Annotated in this window: 18 protein-coding genes, 2 tRNA genes and 3 pseudogenes; 15 read left to right on the top strand and 8 right to left on the bottom strand. The window is 68.9% G+C overall.

What is annotated here, in order from left to right:
- The first annotated feature begins 791 nt into the window (after positions 1-791).
- The 8 genes from dnaN (at position 792) to ACWZEH_RS17160 (ending at position 11,005) form a co-directional block, all read left to right on the top strand.
- Complete coding sequence (dnaN, locus tag ACWZEH_RS17195) at positions 792-1,922, top strand: DNA polymerase III subunit beta (RefSeq protein WP_042163176.1); 1,131 nt, start codon at positions 792-794, stop codon at positions 1,920-1,922.
- A 300-nt stretch (positions 1,923-2,222) separates the two neighbouring features.
- A complete protein-coding gene (gnd, locus tag ACWZEH_RS17190; protein WP_456192074.1) occupies positions 2,223-3,098 on the top strand; it encodes a phosphogluconate dehydrogenase (NAD(+)-dependent, decarboxylating) in 876 nt (291 codons plus the stop codon).
- Between the two features lie 134 nt (positions 3,099-3,232).
- Positions 3,233-4,354, top strand: coding sequence for a DNA replication/repair protein RecF (gene recF, locus ACWZEH_RS17185; RefSeq protein ID WP_456192073.1), 1,122 nt, complete (start codon positions 3,233-3,235; stop codon positions 4,352-4,354).
- Entirely contained in the window at positions 4,351-4,905 is a 555-nt protein-coding gene (locus ACWZEH_RS17180) for a DciA family protein (protein WP_456192072.1), read from the top strand. The genes recF and ACWZEH_RS17180 overlap by 4 nt, the downstream gene beginning before the upstream one ends.
- 442 nt (positions 4,906-5,347) lie before the next feature.
- Positions 5,348-7,408 (top strand): DNA topoisomerase (ATP-hydrolyzing) subunit B, encoded by a 2,061-nt coding sequence (gene gyrB, locus ACWZEH_RS17175; RefSeq protein WP_456192071.1) that lies wholly within the window; start codon positions 5,348-5,350, stop codon positions 7,406-7,408.
- A gap of 42 nt (positions 7,409-7,450) precedes the next feature.
- Positions 7,451-10,042, top strand: coding sequence for a DNA gyrase subunit A (gene gyrA, locus ACWZEH_RS17170; protein WP_456192070.1), 2,592 nt, complete (start codon positions 7,451-7,453; stop codon positions 10,040-10,042).
- Between the two features lie 18 nt (positions 10,043-10,060).
- Positions 10,061-10,807, top strand: coding sequence for a DUF3566 domain-containing protein (locus ACWZEH_RS17165; protein ID WP_456192069.1), 747 nt, complete (start codon positions 10,061-10,063; stop codon positions 10,805-10,807).
- Between the two features lie 121 nt (positions 10,808-10,928).
- Positions 10,929-11,005: transfer RNA gene (locus ACWZEH_RS17160), tRNA-Ile, on the top strand.
- A 55-nt stretch (positions 11,006-11,060) separates the two neighbouring features.
- Here the strand turns inward: ACWZEH_RS17160 and ACWZEH_RS17155 are convergent.
- Together ACWZEH_RS17155 and ACWZEH_RS17150 are read right to left on the bottom strand one after the other, a co-directional pair.
- A pseudogene (locus tag ACWZEH_RS17155) lies at positions 11,061-11,344 on the bottom strand (tyrosine-type recombinase/integrase); the annotation flags it as partial.
- Between the two features lie 281 nt (positions 11,345-11,625).
- Positions 11,626-12,207, bottom strand: a pseudogene (locus tag ACWZEH_RS17150) (FtsK/SpoIIIE domain-containing protein); the annotation flags it as partial.
- On the opposite strand from ACWZEH_RS17150, the pseudogene ACWZEH_RS17145 reads away from it, so the two are divergent.
- Positions 12,206-12,559: pseudogene (locus tag ACWZEH_RS17145) on the top strand (YdcF family protein); the annotation flags it as partial. The pseudogenes ACWZEH_RS17150 and ACWZEH_RS17145 overlap by 2 nt on opposite strands.
- Before the next feature lie 437 nt (positions 12,560-12,996).
- Here the strand turns inward: ACWZEH_RS17145 and ACWZEH_RS17140 are convergent.
- Together ACWZEH_RS17140 and ACWZEH_RS17135 are read right to left on the bottom strand one after the other, a co-directional pair.
- Positions 12,997-13,467, bottom strand: a complete 471-nt coding sequence (locus ACWZEH_RS17140; RefSeq protein ID WP_456192068.1) for an SPW repeat protein — start codon at positions 13,465-13,467, stop codon at positions 12,997-12,999.
- A gap of 930 nt (positions 13,468-14,397) precedes the next feature.
- Positions 14,398-14,778, bottom strand: a complete 381-nt coding sequence (locus ACWZEH_RS17135) for a DUF6344 domain-containing protein (protein ID WP_456192067.1) — start codon at positions 14,776-14,778, stop codon at positions 14,398-14,400.
- A gap of 338 nt (positions 14,779-15,116) precedes the next feature.
- On the opposite strand from ACWZEH_RS17135, the gene ACWZEH_RS17130 reads away from it, so the two are divergent.
- Together ACWZEH_RS17130 and ACWZEH_RS17125 are read left to right on the top strand one after the other, a co-directional pair.
- A complete protein-coding gene (locus ACWZEH_RS17130) occupies positions 15,117-15,245 on the top strand; it encodes a DLW-39 family protein (protein WP_003999697.1) in 129 nt (42 codons plus the stop codon).
- A 240-nt stretch (positions 15,246-15,485) separates the two neighbouring features.
- Positions 15,486-16,751, top strand: coding sequence for a hypothetical protein (locus ACWZEH_RS17125; RefSeq protein WP_456192066.1), 1,266 nt, complete (start codon positions 15,486-15,488; stop codon positions 16,749-16,751).
- A 61-nt stretch (positions 16,752-16,812) separates the two neighbouring features.
- Here the strand turns inward: ACWZEH_RS17125 and ACWZEH_RS17120 are convergent, their stop codons facing one another.
- Together ACWZEH_RS17120 and ACWZEH_RS17115 are read right to left on the bottom strand one after the other, a co-directional pair.
- Complete coding sequence (locus tag ACWZEH_RS17120; protein WP_456192065.1) at positions 16,813-18,549, bottom strand: serine/threonine-protein kinase; 1,737 nt, start codon at positions 18,547-18,549, stop codon at positions 16,813-16,815.
- 174 nt (positions 18,550-18,723) lie between these two features.
- Positions 18,724-19,272, bottom strand: a complete 549-nt coding sequence (locus tag ACWZEH_RS17115) for a helix-turn-helix domain-containing protein (protein ID WP_456192064.1) — start codon at positions 19,270-19,272, stop codon at positions 18,724-18,726.
- A 182-nt stretch (positions 19,273-19,454) separates the two neighbouring features.
- Here ACWZEH_RS17115 and ACWZEH_RS17110 point away from each other — a divergent pair.
- A tRNA-Ala gene (locus ACWZEH_RS17110) sits at positions 19,455-19,527 on the top strand.
- A gap of 234 nt (positions 19,528-19,761) precedes the next feature.
- Here ACWZEH_RS17110 and ACWZEH_RS17105 read toward each other — a convergent pair.
- Positions 19,762-20,460: a DUF5324 family protein gene (locus ACWZEH_RS17105; RefSeq protein WP_456192063.1), complete on the bottom strand. Its 699-nt coding sequence runs from the start codon at positions 20,458-20,460 to the stop codon at positions 19,762-19,764.
- 322 nt (positions 20,461-20,782) lie between these two features.
- Here ACWZEH_RS17105 and ACWZEH_RS17100 point away from each other — a divergent pair, with 322 nt between their 5' ends.
- Entirely contained in the window at positions 20,783-21,310 is a 528-nt protein-coding gene (locus ACWZEH_RS17100; protein WP_055594763.1) for a peptidylprolyl isomerase, read from the top strand.
- A gap of 109 nt (positions 21,311-21,419) precedes the next feature.
- Complete coding sequence (locus ACWZEH_RS17095) at positions 21,420-22,307, top strand: rhomboid family intramembrane serine protease (RefSeq protein WP_456192062.1); 888 nt, start codon at positions 21,420-21,422, stop codon at positions 22,305-22,307.
- Between the two features lie 311 nt (positions 22,308-22,618).
- Here the strand turns inward: ACWZEH_RS17095 and crgA are convergent, their stop codons facing one another.
- Complete coding sequence (gene crgA / locus ACWZEH_RS17090) at positions 22,619-22,873, bottom strand: cell division protein CrgA (RefSeq protein ID WP_383807402.1); 255 nt, start codon at positions 22,871-22,873, stop codon at positions 22,619-22,621.
- A gap of 140 nt (positions 22,874-23,013) precedes the next feature.
- Here crgA and ACWZEH_RS17085 point away from each other — a divergent pair, with 140 nt between their 5' ends.
- On the top strand, positions 23,014-23,793 hold the full coding sequence (locus ACWZEH_RS17085; protein WP_456192061.1) for a DUF881 domain-containing protein: 780 nt from the start codon (positions 23,014-23,016) through the stop codon (positions 23,791-23,793).
- The last annotated feature ends 95 nt before the right edge of the window (positions 23,794-23,888 follow it).

Below are 23,888 nucleotides of genomic sequence, written 5' to 3'. Positions count from 1 at the left end.
CCGTCCGCTGTTCGATTTCGGCGCCGGGTTACGGCCTTCCTCCACAGATTCGTCAAGTTTTCCCCGTCCACATCCTGGGGACCGCAGAGTTGTCCCGATCCTGTCCACAGGGCCGCCAAATGGGGGACGATCAAGCCAGGTCAACCGGCTGTGGATTCGTGGACAAGCGATCCCCACAGGCTGTGGACAGAATGATGATCCACAGCCTGTGTACAAAGTTGTCCACAGGTGATCCACAGGGCGAGCCCACTTGTCCCCAGCGATCATGCGCTTCTCCACACGCCTGTCCACTGTTCGGCAACGCGACGCGGCCCCTCACCGGGTCGAGTGAAAGGCGTCACACCAAGATGCCGAGGGGGCCTGTGGGAAAGACCGGCAAATCTGGGGACGGAGCTGGGGACAACTCGGCCCGACCTGTGCACGGAGTGTGCAGAACTTTCTGTTCTCCACAGAAACCCCGAGTTGTCCACCGGCTCCGCCCACAGGGCCAGTGGACAAAATCTTGGCTCTGAGCTGGGAAAACGAGGTTATCCACTGTATCCACAGGCCCTACTACTACTCCCAACTAGAGAGAGTGAGGAATCCGCTTCGAAGAGGGCCCTGTGCACAACTCACCGCTTCGCCGCCGACTGCCCCTCGTCGCGACTTGACCCCGAGGGGCACCTACTGTCAGTGCGGTGCGTCAGACTGTTCCCGGTGTCCTTCCCCTCACAGAGGCCGACGACACCGAGTCAGATGACGAAGGCGAAGCAGGGCGCGAGAACGCCGGCAACAGCAGGAGGCGGCTTACGGTGAAGATCCGGGTGGAACGCGACGTACTCGCGGAGGCAGTGGCCTGGGCGGCGCGCAGCCTCCCGGCCCGTCCGCCGGCGCCGGTCCTCGCAGGCCTGCTGCTGAAGGCCGAGGCGGGACAGCTGAGTCTGTCCAGCTTCGACTACGAGGTCTCCGCGCGGGTCTCGGTGGAGGCGGAGGTCGAGGAGGAGGGCACGGTCCTCGTCTCGGGCCGGCTGCTCGCCGACATCTCCCGAGCCCTCCCGAACCGGCCGGTGGAGATTTCCACAGACGGTGTACGGGCGACGGTGGTCTGCGGTTCCTCGCGGTTCACGCTCCACACGCTGCCGGTGGAGGAGTACCCGGCCCTGCCGCAGATGCCGAACGCGACGGGCACGGTCCCCGGCGAGGTCTTCGCGTCCGCCGTCCAGCAGGTCGCCATCGCGGCAGGCCGCGACGACACGCTGCCCGTCCTGACCGGTGTCCGCATCGAGATCGAGGGCGACACGGTGACGCTGGCCTCCACCGACCGCTACCGCTTCGCGGTCCGAGAGTTCCTGTGGAAACCGGAGAACCCGGAGGCTTCGGCCGTCGCCCTCGTGCCCGCCAAGACGCTTCTGGACACCGCCAAGGCGCTGACCAGCGGCGACCAGGTGATCCTGGCGCTTTCCGGCTCGGGTGCGGGGGAGGGCCTGATCGGATTCGAAGGCGCGGGCCGACGCACGACCACGCGGCTGCTGGAGGGCGACCTCCCGAAGTACCGCACGCTGTTCCCGACCGAGTTCAACAGCGTCGCCGTCATCGAGACCGCCCCCTTCGTGGAGGCCGTCAAGCGTGTGGCCCTGGTCGCCGAGCGCAACACCCCGGTGCGGCTGAGCTTCGAGCAGGGTGTGCTCATCCTGGAGGCCGGTTCCAGCGACGACGCACAGGCTGTGGAAAGGGTCGACGCCCAGCTGGAGGGCGACGACATCTCGATCGCCTTCAACCCCACATTCCTGCTGGACGGCCTGAGCGCCATCGACTCCCCGGTGGCCCAGCTGTCGTTCACCACGTCCACCAAGCCCGCGCTGCTCAGCGGCAGGCCCGCGGTGGACGCGGAGGCGGACGACGCCTACAAGTACCTGATCATGCCGGTGCGGCTCAGCGGCTGAGCTCGTCCCGCCTGTCCGCGGCCGCCCGCATCGGTCCACAGGTGTGCACAGCCCTTCCGGGCCCGGTGGACACCGGACCGTGAGCGTGGACAACCGGATCGCGCCGGACCCGGGAGGGGCAGGAAACAGCAGGAAGACGGCTGGTCGGCCGGCGCAGGTGAAACCGCAGGTGAGGGCGTACGCCTGAGCGCGTATGCCCACAGATGTGCGTGAGCGCCCGGGTTTAGGGTCGGGGCGGTACGTAAGTGCCGCGGCACGCTCGTGCCGCCACGCCACGTCGCAACCTAAGGAACACAACTGATGGAGCTCGGTCTCGTCGGCCTCGGCAAGATGGGCGGCAACATGCGCGAGCGGATTCGTCGCGCGGGCCACACCGTCCTCGGATACGACCGCAACCCGGACCTCGCCGATGTCCACAGCCTGAAAGAACTCGTGGGCAAGCTCGAGGGCCCGCGTGTGGTCTGGGTGATGGTCCCGGCAGGCGAGGCCACCCAGTCGACCATCGACGAACTCGCGGTGCTGCTGCAGCCCGGCGATGTCGTCGTGGACGGCGGCAACTCCCGCTGGACCGACGACGAGAAGCACGCCGAGGAGCTGGCGGCCAAGGGCATAGGCTTCGTCGACTGCGGTGTCTCCGGCGGCGTCTGGGGCCTGGAGAACGGCTACGCGCTGATGTACGGCGGCGACAAGGAACACGTCGCCAAGGTGCAGCCGGTTTTCGACGCCCTGAAGCCGGAGGGCGACTTCGGCTCGGTGCACGCCGGCAAGGTAGGCGCCGGCCACTTCGCCAAGATGGTCCACAACGGCATCGAGTACGCGATGATGCAGGCCTATGCCGAGGGCTGGGAGCTGCTGGAGAAGGTCGACTCGGTGACCGATGTCCGGGAGGTCTTCCGCTCCTGGCAGGAGGGCACGGTCATCCGCTCGTGGCTGCTCGACCTCGCGGTGAACGCACTGCACGAGGACGAGCACCTGGAGAACCTCCGGGGATACGCGCAGGACTCCGGTGAGGGACGCTGGACCGTGGAGGCCGCGATCGACAACGCGGTCCCGCTGCCGGCGATCACCGCGTCGCTGTTCGCACGGTTCTCCTCCCGTCAGGAGGACTCGCCGCAGATGAAGATGATCGCGGCGCTGCGCAACCAGTTCGGCGGCCACGCGGTGGAGAAGAAGTAACCCGCAGAGAAGTAGTCCACAGAGCAGCCGGAACGGCCACGGGCTGAGCGGTCGGGGCCGTTCCGGGGCTGCCGTCCACAGGACCACAGGACCGCACGACGGTCCACAACGCCGGGGGAGGTCGGCGAACTATCATGCACGTCACGCATCTGTCGCTGGCCGATTTCCGGTCCTATCCCCGGGTCGAGGTCCCGCTCGACCCGGGGGTCACGGCCTTCGTCGGCCCCAATGGGCAGGGCAAGACGAACCTCGTCGAGGCGGTCGGCTATCTCGCCACCCTCGGCAGCCACCGTGTCTCCTCCGACACCCCGCTGGTCCGCATGGGTGCCGACCGCGCGATCATCCGGGCCCAGGTCCGGCAGGGCGAGCGGCGGCAACTCGTCGAGCTGGAGCTGAACCCGGGCCGCGCCAACCGCGCCCGGATCAACAGGTCCTCGCAGGTCAGGCCTCGGGACGTGCTGGGGATCGTCCGCACGGTCCTGTTCGCGCCCGAGGACCTCGCCCTGGTCAAGGGCGATCCAGGTGAGCGGCGTCGGTTCCTGGACGAGCTGATCACCGCCCGCTCCCCGCGCATGGCCGGCGTCCGCTCCGACTACGACCGTGTCCTCAAACAGCGCAACACGCTGCTGAAATCGGCCGCGCTGGCCCGCCGCCACGGCGGGCGCAGCATGGACCTGTCCACCCTCGACGTCTGGGACCAGCACCTCGCGCGTGTGGGTGCCGAACTGCTGGCCCAGCGGCTGGATCTGATCGCCGCGATCCAGCCCCTCGCCGACAAGGCGTACGAACAGCTCGCGCCGGGCGGTGGTCCCGTCGCGCTGGAGTACAAGCCGTCGGCACCCGGTGAGGCGCACACGCGCGAGGACCTGTTCGAGCAGATGTCGGCCGCGCTCGCCGAGGCGCGCAAGCAGGAGGTCGAGCGGGGCGTCACCCTGGTCGGCCCGCACCGCGACGATCTGCTGCTCAATCTGGGCCGGTTGCCGGCCAAGGGCTATGCCTCCCACGGCGAGTCCTGGTCCTACGCGCTGGCCCTGCGCCTGGCCTCCTACGACCTGCTGCGTGCCGAGGGCAACGAGCCGGTGCTGGTCCTCGACGACGTCTTCGCCGAACTGGACACCCGCCGCCGTGAGCGCCTCGCCGAGCTGGTCGCGCCCGGCGAGCAGGTGCTGGTGACCGCGGCCGTCGACGACGACGTCCCCCATGTGCTGTCGGGGACGCGGTTCGCGGTGGCCGAGGGGACGGTGGAACGGGTATGAGTGAGCCCGACGGGCCCGGGGGCCCCGCAGCGGGAGCTCAGAAAGCGACCTCCGAGCCCTCGGGTGTCGACCTCGCGCGCGTGGCGTTGCGTGCGGCGAGGGATGCGGCACGCGCGCGTGGGGACGTGGCGCAGCAGAAGAAGCAGGCACGGCGCGGTGGTCTGCGTTCGGGCGCGCGCGGGGACCGGCGCGATCCCATGGCGCTCGGCGCGGCGATCAACCGGCTGCTCACCGAGCGCGGCTGGGAGGCTCCGGCCGCGGTGGGCGGTGTGATGGGGCGCTGGCCGGAGATCGTCGGTGAGGACGTGGCCAAGCACTGCGAGCCGGAGCGTTACGACGAGGACGAGCGGGTGCTGGTCGTGCGCTGCGACTCCACCGCGTGGGCGACGAATCTGCGGCTGCTCGCTCCGACCCTGGTCGCCCGGCTGAACGAGGACCTGGGCCACGGCACGGTGAGGTTGATCAAGGTCAACGGACCGGGTGGTCCGGCTCGCCGTTACGGCCCGTTGCGCGCCCCCGGGAGCACCGGTCCGGGCGACACGTACGGGTGACCAGGACCCGTTCAGGGCTGTTTTCCGGGCCTTCCACGACGTGGTGACTGACGTCACATCGTGGGCTTTCGGGGGTGTGCCGGGTCCGGGGGCACCCCTTTCGTCGCGCCCCCGGGCGGGGTGCCGGATCGCCACCTGACTCGTAAGTGGCCAAGGGTGGACGGTCGGAAGCGCTGGGTGCCCTCGTGAGCCTCTTGGAGCCCCCGTCCGCATATCGGGAGTCGGACGAGACCGGTTGAGGGCGGCACATGCGGACTCAGGTACCGGCAAACCCCCATCGATGTCCGCGCTACCGGTAGACTGGAGCAATCCCGCCCCGATCGTGGGGACCGCCCGGGAAAAGCTGAGCAACGCTGATCAAGGCTTATCAACGCAACATGCCGCAGCCGCTCCGGCAACCCGCCGCCGAGCTTGGCTCGTGGTGTGCCAGAAAGGGCGCTTCGTGGCCGATTCCGGCAACCCCAACGAGAACATCCCGTCCACCGATACCGGCGCGCAGAACGAGGCGACCGCCCTCAACGGCGAGATCACCGCTTCGTACGACGCCAGCGCCATCACCGTCCTCGAGGGTCTGGACGCGGTCCGCAAGCGACCCGGCATGTACATCGGCTCGACCGGTGAACGAGGGCTGCACCACTTGGTGCAGGAGGTTGTCGACAACTCCGTCGACGAGGCGCTGGCCGGGCACGCGGACACGATCGATGTGACGGTCCTGGCCGACGGCGGTGTCCGGGTCGTCGACAACGGCCGGGGCATCCCGGTGGGCATCGTCGCTTCGGAGAACAAGCCGGCCGTCGAGGTCGTACTGACCGTGCTGCACGCGGGCGGCAAGTTCGGCGGCGGCGGATACGCGGTCTCCGGCGGCCTGCACGGCGTCGGCGTCTCCGTGGTGAACGCCCTGTCGAGCAGGCTCTCCGTCGAGATCAAGTGTGACGGCCACCGCTGGACGCAGGACTACAAGATGGGGGTCCCCACGGCCCCGCTGGCCCGGCACGAGGCCACGGAGGAGACCGGAACCACGGTCACCTTCTGGGCCGACCCGGACATCTTCGAGACCACCGAGTACTCCTTCGAGACGCTGTCGCGGCGTTTCCAGGAGATGGCGTTCCTCAACAAGGGCCTGCGGATCAACCTCACCGACGAGCGCGAGTCGGCGAAGGCGACCGCCGGGGCGGACGAGGCGGGCGAGGACGAGAAGTACGAGGTGAAGGCCGTCTCGTACCACTACGAGGGCGGCATCGTCGACTTCGTGAAGTACCTCAACTCGCGCAAGGGCGACGTGGTGCACCCCACCGTGATCGACCTCGAGGCCGAGGACAGGGAGAAGCTCCTGTCCCTCGAGGTCGCCATGCAGTGGAACAGCGGCTACACCGAGGGCGTCTACTCCTTCGCCAACATCATCCACACCCATGAGGGCGGTACGCACGAAGAGGGCTTCCGCGCGGCGCTCACCTCGCTCATCAACAAGTACGCGCGCGACAAGAGGCTGCTGCGCGAGAAGGACGACAACCTCACGGGCGACGACATCCGCGAGGGTCTGACCGCGATCATCTCGGTCAAGCTGAGCGAGCCCCAGTTCGAGGGCCAGACCAAGACCAAGCTCGGCAACACCGAGGTGAAGACCTTCGTCCAGAAGGTCGTTTACGAGCACCTGGCGGACTGGCTGGACCGCAACCCCAACGAGGCCGCGGACATCATCCGCAAGGGCATCGCGGCGGCCACCGCGCGTGTGGCGGCCCGCAAGGCCCGCGACCTGACCCGTCGCAAGGGCCTGCTGGAGTCGGCCTCCCTGCCGGGCAAGCTCTCGGACTGTCAGTCGAACGACCCCATCAAGTGCGAGATCTTCATCGTCGAGGGCGACTCCGCCGGCGGTTCGGCCAAGTCCGGCCGGAACCCGCAGTACCAGGCGATCCTCCCGATCCGGGGCAAGATCCTCAACGTCGAGAAGGCGCGCATCGACCGGATCCTGCAGAACCAGGAGATCCAGGCGATGATCTCCGCGTTCGGCACCGGTGTGCACGAGGACTTCGACATCGAGAAGCTCCGCTATCACAAGATCATCCTGATGGCGGACGCCGACGTCGACGGCCAGCACATCAACACCCTGCTGCTGACGTTCCTGTTCCGCTTCATGCGGCCGCTGGTCGAGGCCGGGCACGTGTTCCTCTCCCGTCCTCCGCTCTACAAGATCAAGTGGGGCCGGGACGACTTCGAGTACGCGTACTCCGACCGCGAGCGCGACGCGCTGATCGAGCTGGGCCGTCAGGCCGGCAAGCGCATCCGTGAGGACTCCGTCCAGCGCTTCAAGGGACTCGGTGAGATGAACGCCGAGGAACTGCGCATCACCACGATGGACCAGGAGCACCGCGTCCTCGGCCAGGTCACCCTGGACGACGCCGCGCAGGCCGACGACCTGTTCTCCGTCCTCATGGGCGAGGACGTGGAGGCCCGCCGCCAGTTCATCCAGCGCAATGCCAAGGACGTCCGCTTCCTCGACATCTGAGTCGGTCTCAGCTGACCGCACCAGGAAGGATCTTCACCAGCAATGACCGACGAGAACACTCCCGTCACGCCCGAAGAGGACGGCCTCGCCCTGCGCGTCGAGCCCGTCGGGCTCGAGACGGAGATGCAGCGTTCGTACCTCGACTACGCGATGTCCGTCATCGTCTCGCGCGCGCTGCCGGACGTCCGTGACGGCCTCAAGCCCGTACACCGCCGCGTGCTGTACGCCATGTACGACGGCGGATACCGGCCCGAGCGCGGCTTCTACAAGTGCGCGCGCGTCGTCGGCGACGTCATGGGCAACTACCACCCGCACGGCGACTCCTCGATCTACGACGCGCTGGTCCGCCTCGCGCAGCCGTGGTCGATGCGGATGCCTCTGGTGGACTCCAACGGCAACTTCGGCTCCCCGGGCAACGACCCCGCCGCGGCCATGCGGTACACCGAGTGCAAGATGGCGCCGCTGTCGATGGAGATGGTCCGCGACATCGACGAGGAGACCGTCGACTTCACGGACAACTACGACGGCCGCTCCCAGGAGCCGACCGTCCTGCCGGCTCGCTTCCCGAACCTGCTGATCAACGGATCGGCCGGTATCGCGGTCGGCATGGCGACCAACATCCCGCCGCACAACCTGCGCGAGGTCGCGGCCGGCGCCCAGTGGTACCTGGCGCACCACGAGGCGTCGAACGAGGAGCTGCTCGACGCGCTCATCGAGCGGATCAAGGGCCCCGACTTCCCCACCGGGGCCCTGGTGGTGGGCCGCAAGGGCATCGAGGAGGCGTACCGGACGGGCCGCGGCTCGATCACCATGCGCGCGGTGGTCGCGGTCGAGGAGATCCAGAACCGTCAGTGCCTGGTGGTCACCGAGCTGCCGTACCAGACCAACCCCGACAACCTCGCGCAGAAGATCGCCGACCTGGTGAAGGACGGCAAGGTCGGCGGCATCGCGGACGTCCGCGACGAGACGTCGTCCCGTACCGGCCAGCGCCTGGTCATCGTGCTCAAGCGGGACGCGGTCGCCAAGGTCGTCCTGAACAACCTCTACAAGCACACCGACCTGCAGACCAACTTCGGCGCCAACATGCTGGCCCTGGTCGACGGCGTGCCCCGTACGCTCTCCCTGGACGCGTTCATCCGCCACTGGGTGAACCACCAGATCGAGGTCATCGTCCGCCGTACGCGCTTCAGGCTGCGCAAGGCCGAGGAGCGCGCCCACATCCTGCGGGGCCTGCTGAAGGCCCTGGACGCCATCGACGAGGTCATCGCGCTGATCCGGCGCAGCGACACCGCCGAGATCGCGCGCGGAGGCCTGATGGGCCTCCTGGAGATCGACGAGATCCAGGCCAACGCGATCCTGGAGATGCAGCTCCGCCGACTGGCGGCACTGGAACGCCAGAAGATCGTCCAGGAGCACGACGAACTCCAGACGAAGATCAACGAGTACAACGAGATCCTCGCCTCCCCGGCCCGCCAGCGCGGGATCGTCAGCGCGGAACTGGCCGCACTGGTCGAGAAGTACGGTGACGACCGCAAGACGAAGCTGATCCCCTATGAGGGCGACATGTCCATCGAGGACCTGATCGCCGAGGAGGACATCGTCGTCACGGTCACGCGCGGGGGCTACATCAAGCGCACCAAGACCGACGACTACCGGGCCCAGAAGCGGGGCGGCAAGGGCGTACGGGGCGCGAAGCTCAAGGAAGACGACATCGTCAACCACTTCTTCGTGTCCACCACGCACCACTGGCTGCTGTTCTTCACCAACAAGGGCCGGGTCTACCGGGCGAAGGCGTATGAGCTGCCCGACGCCGGCCGGGACGCGCGCGGCCAGCACGTGGCGAACCTGCTGGCCTTCCAGCCGGACGAGGCGATCGCCCAGATCCTCGCGATCCGCGACTACGAGGCGGTGCCCTACCTGGTCCTTGCCACGAAGGCGGGCCTGGTGAAGAAGACGCCGCTGAAGGACTACGACTCGCCGCGCTCGGGCGGTGTGATCGCGATCAACCTGCGGGAGCAGGAAGACGGTTCGGACGATGAACTGATCGGGGCCGAACTCGTCTCGTCGGATGATGATCTACTACTGATCAGCAGGAAGGCGCAGTCGATCCGGTTCACCGCGACCGACGAAACTTTGCGGCCCATGGGCCGTGCGACTTCGGGTGTAAAGGGCATGAGTTTCCGCGAAGGGGACGAACTGCTCTCGATGAATGTTGTTCGACCCGGTACGTTCGTGTTCACTGCCACAGACGGCGGGTACGCGAAGCGGACCGCTGTCGACGAGTACCGCGTCCAGGGTCGCGGCGGCCTCGGAATCAAGGCCGCCAAGATCGTCGAGGATCGTGGAACTCTCGTCGGTGCGCTGGTGGTCGAGGAGACCGACGAGATCCTCGCCATCACGCTGTCGGGCGGTGTGATTCGTACGCGAGTCAGCGGGGTCAGGGAGACGGGCCGTGACACCATGGGCGTCCAACTGATCAATCTGGGCAAGCGCGATGCCGTGGTCGGCATCGCCCGTAACGCCGAGGCGGGACGCGAGGCGGAGGAAGTCGACGGCGACGTGGCCGTGGACGAGACCGATGAAGATGCCGTGACCACCGGCACGGACGAGGGTGAGGCGCCCTCGGCCGAGTAGCACGAGGAGTGAGTCAGCGTGAGCGGAGCCACGGGCGCCGGACCGACCGGTACCAGCACGGGCGCGGACGGCGGTGGCCGTGGCTCTGCCGCGCGGGCGACAGATCCGCACACGACCAACCTGAAAGCGATCAAGTCGCCCGGCAAGGAATCGCCTTCGTCCGACAGACATGGATCCCAGGGGGGGACTGTGACGGACACCCGAGGCCAGCAGCAGAACGCGCCCGGACAGGGCGCCGCTGCTCACGCGGCCTCACCGCTGCCGGGGGAACGGCAGCCGCAGCAGCAGGCGGGGCCGTACCACCCGCCGCAGGCCTACTCGGCGCAGGCGGGCACGGCAGAGGGCCAGACCGGCGCGGTACGCCGTCCGCGTACCGGGGCGCGCACCACGCCGCGCGTACGCAAGGCGCGCCTGCGGGTGGCCAAGGCCGACCCCTGGTCGGTGATGAAGGTCAGCTTCCTGCTCTCCATCGCCCTGGGCATCTGCACGATCGTCGCGTCCGCGGTGCTGTGGATGGTCATGGACGCGATGGGTGTCTTCTCCACCGTCGGCGGCACCATCTCCGAGGCGACCGGCTCCAACGAGTCGAACGGCTTCGACCTCCAGTCGTTCCTGTCGCTGCCCAACGTGCTGCTGTTCACGACGGTCATCGCGGTCGTCGACGTCGTCCTGGCGACGGCCCTGGCGACACTCGGCGCGTTCATCTACAACCTCTCCGCGGGTTTCGTGGGTGGCGTCGAGCTGACGCTGGCCGAGGACGAGTGAGCGGCGCTCAGCGCCTTCCCGGCCTGCTCTGACGGCCTCCCGGCAATCGATTTTGGGACTGCCCCGGTCGTGCGCTAATCTTCAGGAGTCAGCGCGCGGGACACACACCGCAGAGCGCGGCGGGGCTATAGCTCAGTTGGTTAGAGCGCATCCCTGATAAGGATGAGGCCACAGGTTCAAATCCTGTTAGCCCCACCAGACAAAAGACCCCCAGCCGGTTTCGGTTGGGGGTCTTTGACGTCCACGGGTGACATCAGCCGATGAGCGGATCCTCCAGAAGCTCGGCGAGCATGCCGACCGCTTCCCGCTCGCTGTCGCCGGCCACGTGCGTGTACATGTCCATGGTCATGCTGATCTGACTGTGCCGGAGGATCGCCTGAGCCACCTTGGGGTGCAAGGACCCCTAAGGAAGGCGAGCAGGGTCCCACAGGTGTGCCGGGCGAGGCGGACCGTGATCCGACGGACGCCGGCCCGCTTGACGAGCCGATCGAAGGTACGGGAGAAGCCCACCGGATCGATCATTCCGCCGTGCGCGGACTCGATCGACGGGCGCATGGGTGGTTCTCCTTCGCGGGTCAGGTGAGCTGGAGTTGGGCGGCGATCGCGTTGGTCATCGGTGCGGGCAGGCCGAGCCGGGCCGAGAGCGTGGCGACGGGCATCGGGGCGCCGGTGGGACGCCTGACGTGCGTCGGCGAGCTTCCGGGCGTGGTCCAGCAGCGCGGCCGGGACCGTGGGCACCTCGGTGGGCTGAGGCGGTGCCGGTGTCGGTTCCGGTGCGGCGGGGGCCGGGGTCGGCTCGGAGGTGTCGGTGCGGGTCACACCGCGTCCGGTGCCACGTCGGCCAGGCCCATTTCGGCGGTCTGCTTGTCGTTGACCCGGTGCACGACACGGCCGGTGAGCTGGGCGCGGAGCATGGTGACGCCCTTGCCCGGGTCGGAGCCGAAGCGCTGGCCGCAGATCTCCAGGTAGATGCCGGTCGCGCGGGCCATCCGCGCCAGGCGGATCAACGCGGTCACGATCTTCTCGCGGCGTTCCTCGTCCTTCCGGGAGGGGATCGGGAACAGTTCCGCCACCTCGTCGACCAGGACGACGACCGGCACCGGCCGGAGGTCCTCGGGCAGCTCCCCCACGTCGGAGACGCCGTGCCGGCTCAGCTGGCCGAAGCGGTCTTCCATCTCCGCCACCAGGACGGCGAGCAGTGAGGCGGCATGGTCGGGGGTGGTGACCAGCGCCGACAGCCGCGGAGCGAACGCGGACTGCTCCACCCCGCGCTTGCAGTCGATGCCGACCAGTGCCACCGGCAACTGCGCCAACCCCTTGATCAGGTTGCGCTGATACATCGACTTGCCCGAGTGGTTCGCACCCAGCGTGAGCGCCATGGGGGCCTTGCGGTAGCCCCGCTCCTCCCGGGACCTGTTGGAAGAGGCCGGCGTCGACGTGTCCCCTGTCCCCCTGATCAGCAAGCGGTACGAGGAGCGGCGAGCGCACGCCACAGCCCGCAGGCCGTGGCCCGAAGTTGAGTTCGTGAGCGCTTCCACTCCGGTGACGTTGGGCGAGTAAGCCGACTCCACCGGTGACGCTCGCTTGGTGATCGACATGCTGGTGGGCGTGCTTCAGCGGCTGATGATCTATCCGGCGCAGGGGTTCATGGTCAGCCGGCCGGCACCGGGCGACGTCATCAAGGCATACGAGCGACTGTGCCAAAGCGGCTTCACGAGCCGGCTCCTCACTACGGGCACGCCTTCCGCCTGACGCTCGAAGGCACGAGATCCCACGACCGCCGAGCCAGTTGTTACAGGTTTCTCCACCTCATCAGGGCCGGCTGCCCTCCGCTTGGCCGGCGCGCTCCCGGCTCCGCCGCGGGCGCCGCTCCTGCCTTCGGCCCGCTCCGCCCGCGCTGCGCCTACGCGCGCCACAGGTGGACCGGGCCGAGGCCATGAGGGGGGCACCGTTGCCGACTGCGGGCTCGTAGTGGTGTGCGTGGGGTGCTCCCGTCCCGTCCACCGTCGACGCAGGCGGAGCCGAGCAGACGCGGCCCAGGGGCGTCAAGGTCGTTCGTACAGCGGTGCGCTCCACCTTGACGCCCCTGAACCACGCCCGCTCCACGGTGTGTGGGTCGACGGCGGACGGGATGGGAGCGGGGGAGAGTGGTGGGTCGAGGCCGGTTGCGGCCCTCGGATTGGGATTGATCACTTACGCGCAGAAGAGCGGTCGCCGGACGACTGATCTACCGGGCGGGCGGCTGCGGCGGCCATGAGGGCCAGCATCAGGGCGACCAGGCCGACGATGATGTTGTTGACTATGGTCCTGGTGGTGCTGACGTCACCTGCCACAACCCACGGCGCAAAGATCGTCCACACGCTCAGCACGCAAGCGCCCCACGCCATGCTGTGCGAACGCTCGTATGCCCGGCCGAAGCCGCCGCTCATGAGGAGGGCGTAGGCGATGCCGACGATCAGATTGTTGACCGCGAGGGTGGAGAAGTCGTTGAATCCCGCGATCCACGGTGAGGCTGCGAGGTAGAGCCCTGTGATCAGGGCCATGGCCTCGACGGCTTGCGCCCTTGGGGTGGTCGCGACGCGTTCGGCCATCTCGTGTCGGTTGCGCATTGCGACGATGTCGGGATGGGTTTCCATGTCCGACCGGGGTTGAGTTGCCATTGCATTTCCTCCGTTTTGTCCGCTATGTGACCTACCTGAGGGCGAGTACCCCATAGGAGTGGGATAATCGTCCTGAGCTGCTGAGTCCGAGGGCACCGCTGCAAGAGGTGGTCTGTCGGGCCGGGCAAGTCGCCGAGCGCCGGCCTGAGTGCGGCAGCCGCGCATCGCAACCGCGGTAAGCCCTGGCGCCCGGCAGCGCACCCCACCAGTGTTCCGAGTGCCTCGTTGTGGTGCGGGCCCGGGTGAGATCACTTGTCAAGACCGCGTGCAGCGACTGACATCAGCGGCTGACACCAGCAAACACGAACGGGGGTGGTCGGCGCCGGACCTCAGCGGACGATCGACCGAGGTGCAGGGCCGGTTGGCCGACGTCGACAAGCTCGCATGATCGACCTGATAAGGATGAGGCCACAGGTTCAAATCCTGTTGGCCCCACACGTTGTTGCGAGACCCCCGGTGGATACGGCCGGGGGGTCTCTGCGTCTTTGGGGGTTGTCGTGTCCGGGGCTGCCGTGTCCGGTGCCGTGTTCGGTGTGGCTGGAGGGGCGTGTTCGGCGGCGGGTGTGGGGCATGTGCGGTCGGCATCGGCCGGTGTGGCCGTGAGGGCGCGACGGTGATTCTGTCCTGCCTGGGTTGGTTCCCACCGGCCCGTTCCGCCGGGGGACGCGGCTCGGGCCCCTTGCTTCGTGCCGTTCGCTGCGGGGCCGGGGGCCGGGGGTCCGAGGGCCGAGGGCCGGGGGCCGGGGGCGTGCTGGTGCCTTCGGCTCTGAGGAATCCGGTGGGTGTGAGCGTGAGGGCATGAGGAAGGCCCGGCTGCTCGGGTTCGAGCGGCCGGGCTGCCCTTCGCGTGCCGTTGGGGCTGTACGCGAGTTCGCCGGTACTTCGGGGGAGCCGGAACGGCACGGAAGGGGTGCTGTGGGGCTCCGGGGCTCAGCGCTGGAGCGGGAGGTGGCCCCTGGGGGGTTCTGCGGGGGACGTGGTGTCGTCGTCGTCGGAGCATTTCGTGGAGGCGGCCGGGTCGGGGGCCGGGGCCGGGTTCGTGAGACGGCGGCTGCGGCAGCTGGGGGATGCGCCGTGGGCCTCCGCGCGGATGCGCTGTTTCATCGTGGGAGGCAGGGCCGCCGCATGGGACCAGGGCCGGGTGGACGCCGCCGGCGCCGTCACGTCCGGGGCGCTCTCGCTGTTGCGAGTCGTCTCGGTCCGGGGTACGGCGGCCGAGGCGGTCGTGGTGACGAGTCCGAGCGCCGTGCACAGCGCGAGGAAGGCGGTGACGATGGCGGTCCACAGCTTCATGACCTTGTTCCGGGCCATTGGCCTCTCACTTTCGGATCGGGCGATTTGCGTACTTTCCTCATGATGTGTATGCGGGCCCCGAAGTGGTGGACCTACGTCCGTGGCGCGTCGATGTTCAGATGAACACCACCCGGATGGGCGCAAAGGGGGTGAAAAGCGGAAGATCGCGGAGGGAGATGGCGAAAGTCACCGACCGTGCGGAGGTGACCACCCTCCGGTCGGGCCGGAATTGTCCACTTCTACTGCGCGGTACAGGAGGGGAGTTGGCGGGCCGACGCAGGTCACCGATCGGTCTCGGCCGGTGTGTATAGTCGGGCGCCAGAGGTCCCCTACGTCAAGAAAGACGAGGTAGCGCGGTGAAGAAGCTTCTCCTGGTCGCACTGGCCGCCATCGGCGGGCTCCTCGTGTACCGCCAGATCCAGGCGGATCGCGCCGAGCAGGATCTGTGGACGGAGGCGACTGACTCCGTGCCCACGGGTTCGTGAGTACCGACATACGACGCTGAACAGACCCCGGCCGCGCTCGCGGTCGGGGTTTTGTGTGCCGCGGGGCCTTGCCGACGCCCCTTGTCCGCGGGGCAGGATGGTCACGGTGCGACATCCGGCGACGACGAGGAGTGGCGCGTGAGGGCACGGCGGTGTACTGCGTGGGGGCGGCGTGCACGGGCGGGGAGGAGCGGCCGGGCCTCGACCGTCGGGCGCGCCGGAACGACCACGCTCGCGGCAGTGCTGCTGACGGGGATGCCGGGCCTGCCCACGGGGCAGGAGGCGGTTGCCGCCGGGGCTCCTGGGGCGTATGCCTTCGACGAGGGCGCGCCGCGGGTCGAAGGAGCCCTGAGCACCGCGGACGCCGTACGGCTGGAGGCCGGCCGCACCTACCGGAGCACCCTCCCGGCGAGCGGCCCGGTCCACTACCGTCTGGAACTCGACGACACCTCGAACGTCTACGTTTCCGCCACCGCCGTCCCGCCGGGGGGCGGCACCGCCGCCGTCATCGACGGCGTCAAAGTGTCCGTACAGGACGGTGACGGACGCTCCTGCGATGTGGACACGGCGACCTTCGGAGCCGCCGCCAGTCCGCACCCGGTCGCCGCGTGGGCCGCGCGCGAGATCTCCCCCAGGCGGTCCCTCTGCGAGGACGCCGGCACGTACTACGTGGCCGTCGAACGCGCGGATCCGGACGGGAAGGGTGCCTCCCCCGACGCCTGGGAGCTGGAGCTCACCACCGCCTCGGAACCGCGGCCGGCGCAGGCCGGGGCGACGACCGCGCCGGACGCGTGGAACTCCGCCTCGCCCGAGCCCGTCGCCGGAGAGGCCCGACGGCGCGTCGGTGGCGCCGGTTTCACCGAGGCCGCCCCACTCGGAGAGGGAGCCTGGCGGGACGACATCCGGCCCGGCCAAACGCTCTTCTACAAGGTTCCGGTCGGCTGGGGCCGACAGCTCGACGCCACCGCCGAACTGGGAAGTTCGCGCTCGGACGGCACCGGATTCGTTCCCGCCGCCCTGGACCTGGACCTCTACAACCCCGTACGCGGGCATGTCGCGGACGTGGGCGTCGGATACGACGGCAGGCAGAAGTCGGACAGCCTCGCCCCGCTGCCCCCCGTCGCGTACGCCAATCGCCACGCTCCCAACAGCCAGGTCGCGGCGATGCGCTTCGCCGGCTCGTACTACCTCGTCGCGCACCTCACGGAGAAGGTCGCGGACGACTTCGGCGACGGGCCCGTGCCGCTGACGCTACGGGTACGCGTGAGCGGGACGGCACAGGGCGGGCCCGGGTACGCGGGGGAGCCCGTACCGTCGGACGTCTTCGCGGTGGGCGAGGAGGGCCGCGAGGCAGTGGCGGACGGGCAGGCAGCGGGCCCGGGGCCGGAGGGCGACACCGCGATGACGGCGCTCGCGGTGGGTGGTATCGGCACCGGCAGCGCACTACTGGTGGGCCTCGGCGTGTGGACGGTGGTGGCTCGAAGGAGGACGGTCTCCCCGCATTAGGTCCTGTCGCCGCATTCCCGTCGTCCGCCCGCAGGGCGGGCACCGGGACGACTGCGAGGGGTCAGATCCTGGTGAGCGCCCAGAACCCCACGGCGTAGCAGGCCAGGGCCAGGAACAGGAGAGGGACGGCTACCCGCGCGGGCGGACCGGGGCGGCGCCGGCGTCGACTGCCCGCTCCGTGCCGTGGGCCCGCCCTGCCCGGCAACGGAGCCTCGGTGACCCCGGTGGTGTATTCGGCCGTGGAGGGGTCGGCCCGATGTGATGCGGGGCGGGGGCGCGCCGAGGGCTGGGGGCGGGGGGAGCGCAGCGGGTGAGTGGGGTCGTGAGGGGACGCGTGGGACCTGTGGCCGAGCCGGCCGACGTGGGAGACCTGGGGCTGCGCGTGGTACGGCGGCTGGGGCTGCCCAGGTGTCTGGGACTGCGCCGGTGATGGTGCCTGCACCGGTGGCGGTGGCGTGTGTGCGTGGTGCGACGAAGCGGGTGCGGGGGACGGTGTGACCGTGGCCTGTGGCGGTGGGAGGTGGAAACTTCCGGTGTCCGACATGGAGGGTGGCTGCGGCGGGACGGACGGTGCCGGAGGGGAGGCGGCGCTGGAACCGGAGGCGGGTGTCGGGGGGGTGCGGGAGGCGGAACGTGGTTCCGGGGAGATGCCCCGGCGTGGGTCGGTGGGGGCGGTGCCGCGGTCAATGGAGGACGAATCCGGTGACGCCGGGGCGCTGTCGCCTCCGCCGAAGGGCCGGAGCATCGAGCCTGCGGGCCCGGCGTCCGCCGACCTGACGTCTGCCGACCTGACGTCTGCCGGTCCGGGCCCGACTGGCCCGGCGTCCCCCGGGCGACCCGTCTCCTCGTCCTGCGGATGGAGCCCTTCCGCTCCGGGACGGCCCCCGCCCCCGCCCGAGCGCACGCCCGATGTCGCTTTCAGCGGGCCGTCGGGGCCGAAACCCGGGGGAAGAGGGCCGAGTTGGTCGAAGATCTCGATCATTTCGTCATCGGGACCGGGCTCCGCGAGCAGTTCCCTGGCCGCTGCCAGGGCCTTGCGCGCCCCCGTGGCCGTACGGAACCGCGCCTGCGGGTCCGGCTGCAGCAGTGTGGCCACGACCTGCCACAGCGGCTCGGGGATGCCCTGGGGCGCCCCGGGCGTCCCGTGTTCGGCGAAATACTGGATGAGGGCCTTGGCGTCCGGTTTGGCGCCCTCCAGCAGATACAGCGCGACCAGACCCACGGCGAACAGGTCCGCGGGAAAGTCCGGTTCGGATCCCATGATCTGCTCCGGCGCGAGATAGCCGGGCGTGCCCACCACCAGGTCGGTCTCGGTCAGGCGGGGCTCTCCGAGCCGCATGGCGATGCCGAAGTCGGACAGCCGCAACCGTGGCGCGCCCGTACCGGTGGCCTCCAGGAGGATGTTGGCGGGCTTGATGTCGCGGTGCACGACGCCTTCCGTGTGCACCGCGGTGAGTCCCGCCAGGAGCTGGTCGAGCAGGGTGCTGACGAACACCGGCGGCAGGGGACCGTAGTCGCCGACGAGGTGGACCAGCGAACCGCCGGCGACCAGATCCATGGTGAACAGGACCTTGTCGTCGTCGGCGGCCCAGCTGGTCGGGGCGAGTACATGGGGATGGTCGATCCGCAGAGCCTGCTCGCGCACGAAACGGAGCAGGGAGTGGGCGTCGCTCTGCAGCAGGACCTTGGCGGCCGCGTAGCGACGGCGACGGTGGTCCCAGGCACGCCAGACGGCACCCACACCTCCGCGCCCGATCGGGTCGACCAGTTCGTACCGGCCCGCAAAGACCTCACCCATGGCTGTGCGTCGCTCCTCCCCCAGCGGTGCCGTGCCTGGCCCTGCCCTGCCCCTTCTGCCTCACCCCGATCATTCCCCCCCCTCGACTGCCTCCCCCGTGACGAGCGGTTCGACTCCCCCCCCCCGGCGCCCTGCGTGTCCTCGGCCGCCGGACCCCCTCCGGCGGCCGGGCCATCAGCTCTGGTGGGACTGGTAGTGCGTGACCGCGTCGGAGGTCCGGCCGGCGCCGTAGACCCGGAGGAACTCTGCCAGTTCGGGGTGGGTCGGGGCGAGGGAGTCGGCGGCGTCGATGATGTCACCGGCGGCCGCCACCGAGCGCAGCAGCGACTGGATCTCACGTACCACCCGCTTGACCGTGGGAGCCCCCGAACCACTCGTCGTCTGCGTGGTGTTGCTGAGCACCGAGCCGCCCTGCGACTTCTTGATCTCCTCCATACGGTCGGCGGCCTCGGCCGCGCTGACGCTTCCGTCCGCGACCTGTCCCGCCAGGTCCTGCAGCAACTGCACCCGCTGAACCACCGCGGGGTTGCCGATCTTCGCCCGCTGACCACTCATCAGCTGCGACAGCATCGGAGCGGACAGTCCCAGTACCCCCGCGAGACGAGCCTGGTTGAGACCGAGATCGTCTATGAGCTTACGGAAGAGCGCCCCCAGTGGCTCCCCGTACCAGTTCCGCTGCAGTTCCCGCGCTCTTGCGGTGGCTTCCTGCTGTGCGGCGTCCATTGCGTCTCCCCATCGCTTCCCCAAGAACCGTGCTTCGCTTCAGCGAACCACGCCGAGCATCTTACGGAGAGTGGTCGGTCACGGGGACCCCAATCCTTTTTGCGGAACCCCCCGGGTGACCCGGTACTCTGGTGTCCGGCGCCCGCCCGGATGTCCTTCTTCCTGGTGGACGCTCTGTTCGCGGGGCCTTAGCTCAGTTGGTAGAGCGCTGTCTTTGCATGGCAGATGTCAGGGGTTCGACTCCCCTAGGCTCCACAAGAAAACCCCTCCCACCTGCAGAAACGCAGAGGGAGGGGTTTTTGCGTATCGGCCCCCGCCGTCCGACATCAGCCTTCCGGCGCTCGCGCCCGCCCCGACCCCCGCCCCGGAACCTGTTTCACGTGAAACAGCCCGGTGGGGCAGAAGACATTGAAGTCTTCTGCCCCACCGGGCTGTTGACACCGCAGGTTGTTGATACCGCAGACTGATGATGCCGCCGCGCGGACAGACCTAGGGCTGCTCGTCGCGCTTGGCGGCCTCCTCTGCCTCCTTCTCCCGGACCTCGGGGTCGAGCGTGGACCCGCGGCTGCCGTCCACCGACGTCAACGTGCCGGACTCCTGGACATCGGTCGCGGGCGGCGGCTCCACCAGCCAGTCCGGGTTGGCCTGCTTGTCCCACCACTTCCAGGCGGCGAAGGCACCACCTGCGACGGCACCCAGAACAAAGACCACCTTCGCGGCACGGCCGGCCTTCGCACGCCGCTGCTGCTTGCGCACCAGCTTCTGGATCTGCTGAGCCGAGACCTGACCTCGGAGGGCGGCCAGCACCGCCGCGCTGCGCGCCGCCGCCTCGTCCTTCGCCGGCCCGGCGGCGGCCCTGGCCTGCTCGAGCCTCGGCCGGGAGTAGTCCGCCGCCTGCTGGGCGGCCTTGCGGGTACGGGCGGCGGCCTCATGAGCGGCCAGATCGACCTTCGGCGGCACATGGGTACGAGCCTGCTCCACGTACGGCTGGACATGGGCTCCGTACTGGACGAGGGCATGCCCTGCGGCCTGCGACACCCTGGGGGCCAGCCGTACGCGTGCCTCCTGCGCGTACTGCGCGGCCTTCACCTTGGCCGTGTCGGCGTAGGGCGCCACCACGTCCGCGGCGTGCAGCACGCTGTCCTTCGCCGAATCAGTCGCAGCGCGCACGCTTTCGATGCGGGTCACGGTTCCTCCTCCTCGGTGGCGTACGTTTTTCGACTGTCCACCCTTTTACGGATCATGCCTCCCGCTTCGCCGTGGGGCATGTGCGGGCGGGCATACGGGTTCCGATGGCGTTGACCGAGTGGGACAGCGGATGAATACGGGGAACGCCGGCCAGTCGTCGACAATGCCACGGATCGATGCCGAGTGCCCCCGTCGCGTCGGCACTCACCCGGTTTCCGCAAGTCGTTCGGCACAGTCGCCCCCTGTGAACGGGCGTCGGGCGACTGCGCGCCCCGTCCGTGCGAGGATCAGGGCGTTACGGAAAGACAACGGAAGGCACACCGTGGCTGACCAGCTCTACGCCACCCTGAAGACCAACAACGGCGACATCGAGGTCCGGCTCTTCGCGAACCAGGCACCGATCACCGTCAAGAACTTCGTCGAGCTCGCCAAGGGCGAGCGGGAGTGGACGCACCCCGAGACCGGGGCGAAGTCCACGGCCAAGCTCTACGACGGCACGGTCTTCCACCGGGTGATCAGTGGCTTCATGATTCAGGGCGGGGACCCGCTGGGCAACGGCACCGGCGGTCCCGGCTACCAGTTCGAGGACGAGTTCCACCCGGACCTGCGCTTCGACAAGCCCTACCTGCTGGCGATGGCCAACGCCGGCCCGGGCACCAACGGCTCGCAGTTCTTCATCACCGTCTCTCCGACGGCGTGGCTGAACCGCAAGCACACCATCTTCGGCGAGGTCACCGACGCCGCGAGCCAGAAGGTGATCGACACCATCGCGGCTGCGCAGACCAACCCGCGCACCGACCGTCCGCTCAATGACGTCGTCATCGAGTCGGTCGAGATCCGCGAGGGCTGAGGACGGCCCCGTCCCCGAGGAGTGCGCAAGCCCCCAGAGGGAACCAAACGCCCCGCTCATCCGTAAGGATGGGCGGGGCGGGTTTTTTCCACACGACCTAGGGGATCCCATGGACGACCAGGCTGCCGGCAGCCCGCAGAACGCCCACGGCGTCCTCGCCTGCTATCGCCACCCGGACCGTGAGACCGGCATCCGCTGCGCCCGCTGCGAGCGCCCGATCTGCCCCGAGTGCATGATCAGCGCCTCGGTCGGGTTCCAGTGCCCCGAATGTGTCCGCGGCGGCTCGGGCACCGGCCACGCGCCCACGGCCTCCATGCCCCGCACCATCGCGGGCGGCACCATCGCCGCGGATCCCCGGCTGGTCACCAAGATCCTTCTCGGGCTCAATGCCGCGGTGTTCGTCGCGGTGCATGTCTGGTCGTCGCTGCTGGGCCATCTCGTGCTGATCGGGGTCTGGCCCCCGGTGTCGTTCAACCCCACCGAGGGCGTTGCCGAGGGCGAGTGGTACCGCCTGGTCACCTCGATGTTCACCCACGAGGCGATCTGGCACATCGCCTTCAACATGCTCAGCCTGTGGTGGCTCGGCGGCCCGCTCGAGCAGGCCCTGGGCCGGGCCCGCTATCTCGCGCTCTATCTGATCTCGGGCCTGGCGGGCAGTGCGCTGACCTATCTGCTGGCCTCGGGGACCACGGCCTCGCTCGGTGCCTCCGGCGCCATCTTCGGGCTGTTCGGCGCCACCGCGGTCCTGGTGCGCCGGCTCAACTACGACATGCGGCCGATCATCGCACTGCTGGTGATCAACTTGATCTTCACCTTCGGCTGGAGCAACATCGCCTGGCAGGCCCATATCGGAGGGCTCGTCGCCGGTGTCGTGATCGGGTACGCCATGGTCCATGCCCCGCGTGAGCGGCGGGCGCTGATCCAGTACGGCACCTGTGCACTGGTTCTCGCCGCGGTCGCGCTGGTGACCCTGGTGAGGACGGCCCAGCTCGCCTGAGTGCGGGTTGTCCACAGCATGTGGCGGATCTTGTGCACACGGTGCGCACACGTCGGTGCCCGATGCCGCCGACCTTCGTTTCCCCAGGTCAGAGGCGCGCGAACGGGTATTCGGTTACCGGTACTTCTGTCGTACCGGCGTCAACGTTCGAGGGGTTATCCACAGATCGTGGTTTCTTTTCCCCACGCTGTGGAAACGCCTGTGGATAACTCGGTGGACAGCCCTGCCCGGAGCCGGCGACAGCCCTGCTCCGAGCTGTCGGGCAGCTCGGAGCAGGGCCTGGTCCAGTGGGCGATGGGCGCTGCCGGGCGTTACTTCCACTGCGTGGAGACGCCGAATCCGGCAGCGATGAAGCCGAAGCCCACCACGATGTTCCAGTTGCCCAGGGCATCGATGGGGAGCTTGCCGTCGGTGACGTAGAAAACGACGATCCAGGCCAGGCCGATCAGGAACAGGGTCAGCATCACCGGCGCGACCCAGGCACGGCTGGTCAGCTTGAGAGCGGTCGTCTGCTTCGCCGCCGGCGGCGTGTAGTCGGCCTTCTTGCGGATACGTGACTTCGGCACGAGGGTCTCTCCTGTCGATGCGCTGCGTGGCCGCGCAGGTAACTGGGGCGGGCTCGGGGCGGTTGGAAGGGGACTCCGAGCGCTCCCCCGGGCGTCCGTTAGCGTAGTCCTTCCGCGGCGCCGAAGGAGATAAGGGTACGTTGAGCAATTCTGCCGACTTCCCCGGGAGGGAATCCAGCCCTGCCCGCCGACGGCGCTTTTGGCCCGTCCGGATCCTCACCGCGGGTGTCTTCGCCCTCGCGGGTCTGCTCTTCTTCACCAGCTTCAACACGGCGAAGGGGACCAACATCCGCACGGACGATTCCCTGCTGAGGCTGTCCGACCTCATTCATGAGCGCAGCCACAGGAACGGTGAGCTGGAGGAGTCCAACGGGGCCCTGCGCGGGGACGTCGAGTCCCTCGCCGAGCGCGACGCCGGCCGGAGCGCGGCGGAGGACGACGAACTCGCCGGCCTGGAGCGTCGCGCGGGGACGCAGGAACTCGAGGGCGAGGCCGTCACGGTCACGCTCGACGACGCCCCGCCGGACGCCACCGCCAAGCTTCCCGGGTACCCCGAGCCGGAGCCCGACTACCTGGTCATCCACCAGCAGGACCTCCAGGCCGTGGTGAACGCGATGTGGCAGGGCGGCGCCGAGGGCATCAAGGTCATGGACCAGCGGCTGATCTCCACCAGCGCGGTGCGCTGCGTGGGCAACACCCTGATCCTCCAGGGCCGCGTCTACTCGCCGCCGTACAGGATCACGGCAATCGGTGACCCAGAGAAGCTGAAGAACGCGCTCGCGGCCTCCCCGTCGATCCAGAACTACATGGTGTACGTCAACGTCTACGGGCTCGGCTGGAAGGTCGAGGACGACGGGCCGGTGACTCTGCCCGGTTACTCGGGCACAGTGGACCTGCACTATGCGAAGCCCGTGGAGTAGAGCCCGCGGGGCAGGTTCTGGACCGGGGCCGGGGCCGGCCGGGTCATGGACGACCGGATCACTCTCCTCGAGGACCAGTGGGCGAGCGGGAGCGT

This window comes from Streptomyces yamdrokensis (assembly GCF_053890455.1).
The sequence above is the reverse complement of the archived record's forward strand: the minus strand, read 5'-3'. Positions and strand labels throughout refer to the sequence as shown.